Raw genomic sequence first — 3,024 nt, forward strand, 5'->3', positions numbered from 1 at the left:
CTGCGAGCGTGCGGCGCAGCGCGTCGACGAGCACGGGAAGGCTGATCCCGGCCGATGCCGCCTTGATCTCGTCGATGCCGACGTAGAGGGCGAAGCCGCGCGGCGATCGGACGGACGGAAGGTCGGCAGCGGCGTCGGCGGGCGAGACGACGCGGACGGGGGCGGTGACGGGACGCTCGAGGAGGGCGATGTTCGACATGATGATGGATCCTTCACGGATACGTGAGCCGAGGGGCTCGGAATGCGTTGCACGAATGACCGGGCGGAGCCGGTGGGGGATATGAGCGCGAAGGGTGGGCGCTCAGAGACTCGTCCTCAGATCGAGGGGAATTCAGTGAGTCAGGCTGGGTGGTTGCGCCTTAGCAACACATTCGGCAACACATGCCAACGCGACCGGGCATCATCATCCCGGCAGTCCCGTTCGCCTCCTGGGCGGACAGAGGGCTTGCGCTGGTGGTCATGGGCGTCATTATTTCCCACCGTGACCCGCCATGTCAAAACGTGACGATCCCGCGCGCGAAACACGACGTAACGTTGCAGAGATGAGCTCACCCGCCGATGCCGCTGATTTCGTGTTCCTCGATGACAGGGATGCCGAGCGCTGGACCCTCACCCGCGACGGCGAACTGCTGAGCGTGCTCGACTACCGCGATGACGGCGCGACCGTCGCGATGACGCGCGCCTACACGATCCCGAGGCATCGCGGACACGGGTACGCCGCCCGCGTGGTGGCGGGTGCCGTCGCCGAGATCGAGGCTCGCGGCGACCGCCGCATCGACCCGGTGTGCTGGTACGTCGCCGACTGGTTCGACGCGCATCCCGACAGGCGGCATCTGCTGCGCCACCGCTGAGGCGGTCCGGGGCAGTGCGCCGGAGCGCGGCACGCCTCGGACACGATGTCGGAGGCCCCGCATACCGTGTGGATATGCGCATCCTGCACACCTCCGACTGGCACATCGGCCGCACGTTCCACGGGCACTCCACGCTCGCGGCGCTGGCCGAGGTGCTCGACGCGCTCGTCGCACAGGTGCGCGAGCACGCGGTCGACGTGGTGATCGTCGCGGGCGACGTGTTCGATTCCGCCACGCCCGCGGCATCCGCCTACACACTGCTCGACGACGCCCTGCTGGCATTGCATGAGACCGGCGCCACAGTGGTCATGACGAGCGGCAACCACGACTCCGCCGCTCGGCTGGGCTTCCACTCCCGCCTGCTGCGCGACGGCATCCACGTGCTCACCGACCCGCTCGCGATCTCGACCCCCGTCACCGTGCACGATGAGCACGGCCCGGTGCACCTCTTCGGCATCCCGTACCTCGAGCCCGCCATCGTCCGCCAGCACTGGAACGACGACGAGCGCCCGCTGCGCACGCAGGCTCAGGTGATGCAGCACGCCATGGATCTGGTGCGCGAGGGCGTGACGGCCCACGGCGGGCGGTCGGTCGCGATCGCGCACTGCTTCGCAGCCGGGGTCGACCCGACGGCGGGGCTCGAGCGCGAGGTGCGCCAGGGCGGGCTCGACATGGTGCCGCTGGCCGGATTCGACGGGCCCGACTACGTGGCCCTGGGGCACATCCACGGCCGGCAGCAGCTGAGCGACCGGGTGCGCTATTCGGGCGCGCCCCTGCACTACAGCTTCGGCGAGCAGCACAAGCAGCGCGGCTCCTGGCTGGTCGACTTCGACGCCGCCGGCCTCGCGTCGGTCGAGTGGCTCGATCTTCCGATTCCGCGCACCCTCGTGACGCTCACCGGCACCCTCGACGAGATCCTCAGCGACGAGAACGCCGCCCGTCACGGCGACGACTGGGTGTGCGCGATCTACACCGACGCCGTGCCGCAGCACGAGCCGATGCGGCGGCTGCGTGAGCGCTTCCGGTTCTGCGCCCTCGTGCAGCACCAGCCCGAGGGGGTGGATGCCGCTGACGAGCGCTCGTACACGCAGCGGCTGCGTGCCGCCGTCAGCGACGCCGACCGCATCGAGGCGTTCCTCGAGCACGTGCGCGCGGGCCAGGGGGCGACCGAGCGCGAGGTCGAGCTGATCCGTGAGGTTCTCGACGATCGGGTGCGCGCCGAGGCGCTCGTCTGATGCAGCTGCACCGCCTCGAGATCGAAGGGTTCGGGCCGTTCCGCGATCGGCAGAGCATCGACTTCGACGCCTTCGCCGACGACGGCATCTTCCTCATCGCCGGGCGCACCGGCGCGGGCAAGTCGAGCATCCTCGATGCCGTGTGCTTCGGGCTGTACGGCGGAGTGCCACGCTACGAGAAGGGCGGCGAGAAGCGCCTGCGCAGCGACCACTGCGAGCCCGACGACATCACCGAGGTGGTCGTCGAGTTCAGCACGGTCGCCGGCCGGTACCGCGTGACGCGTTCGCCCGAGTACCAGCGCCCGGCCAGGCGCGGCGGGGGGCTCACCAAGCAGGCGGCCGCCGTGTCGCTGGACGAGCTCACCGATGCCGGGTGGGTGGGGGTCGCGGCGCGAGCCGTCGATGTCGCGAACGAGATGGACGAGATCCTCCAGTTGACCCAGGAGCAGTTCCTGCAGGTCATCCTGCTCGCGCAGAACCGGTTCGCCGACTTCCTGCTCGCCGACAGTCGCGAACGCCAGGCGCTGCTGCGCCGCCTGTTCGGCACCGAGCGGTTCGCCGACTATCAGGCCCGTTTCGACGAGCGCCGCCGAGACGCCGAGCAGGCGCTGGGCGGCAGCAGAGCGACGGTCGACGCGCGCCTCGACGAGGCCGAGCGAATCGTCGGCGATGCCGAGCTGTCGGGCGACGACGCCGACGACATTCCGGATGCGACGGATGCCAGGATCGAACGCCTCCGCCGCGCGATGGCCCGCGCCGACTACCGCGTCGAGCGGCTCGGCACCGAACGGGTCGCCGCGGAGAAGGCACTCGCGTCGGCGGACGGCGCGCTCACCGTGCTCAAGGAGCAGCGTCAAGCGCAGTCCGACCGCGACCGCGCGCGCTCGGCGCTCGCCGCGTTGGACGCGCAGGCCGGCCAGATCGCGGATGCCACGACC

Annotated in this window: 3 protein-coding genes and 1 pseudogene; 3 read left to right on the top strand and 1 reads right to left on the bottom strand. The window is 70.3% G+C overall.

What is annotated here, in order from left to right; all coding sequences use genetic code 11:
- A pseudogene (locus tag RT309_RS07010) lies at window positions 1-199 on the bottom strand (winged helix family transcriptional regulator); the annotation flags it as partial.
- Window positions 200-542: 343 nt separating this feature from the next.
- On the opposite strand from RT309_RS07010, the gene RT309_RS07015 reads away from it, so the two are divergent.
- The 3 genes from RT309_RS07015 to RT309_RS07025 form a co-directional block, all read left to right on the top strand.
- Window positions 543-851 carry a GNAT family N-acetyltransferase gene (locus tag RT309_RS07015; RefSeq protein WP_313356153.1) on the top strand — a complete coding sequence of 103 codons (309 nt, stop codon included), beginning with the start codon at window positions 543-545 and terminating at the stop codon, window positions 849-851.
- Window positions 852-925: 74 nt separating this feature from the next.
- Window positions 926-2,086 carry an exonuclease SbcCD subunit D gene (locus tag RT309_RS07020; RefSeq protein ID WP_313356154.1) on the top strand — a complete coding sequence of 387 codons (1,161 nt, stop codon included), beginning with the start codon at window positions 926-928 and terminating at the stop codon, window positions 2,084-2,086.
- A partial coding sequence (locus RT309_RS07025) for an SMC family ATPase (protein ID WP_313356155.1) occupies window positions 2,086-3,024 on the top strand: 939 nt, incomplete at its 3' end. The genes RT309_RS07020 and RT309_RS07025, both read left to right, overlap by 1 nt.

The organism is Microbacterium sp. (genome assembly GCF_032084865.1).
In the GTDB taxonomy this organism is placed as follows: domain Bacteria; phylum Actinomycetota; class Actinomycetes; order Actinomycetales; family Microbacteriaceae; genus Microbacterium.

Excerpts from the sequence above, each read along its gene's own strand:
- RT309_RS07015 (WP_313356153.1), top strand. The coding sequence starts at position 543 with ATGAGCTCACCCGCCGATGCCGCTGATTTCGTGTTCCTCGATGACAGG.
- RT309_RS07020 (WP_313356154.1), top strand. The coding sequence starts at position 926 with ATGCGCATCCTGCACACCTCCGACTGGCACATCGGCCGCACGTTCCAC.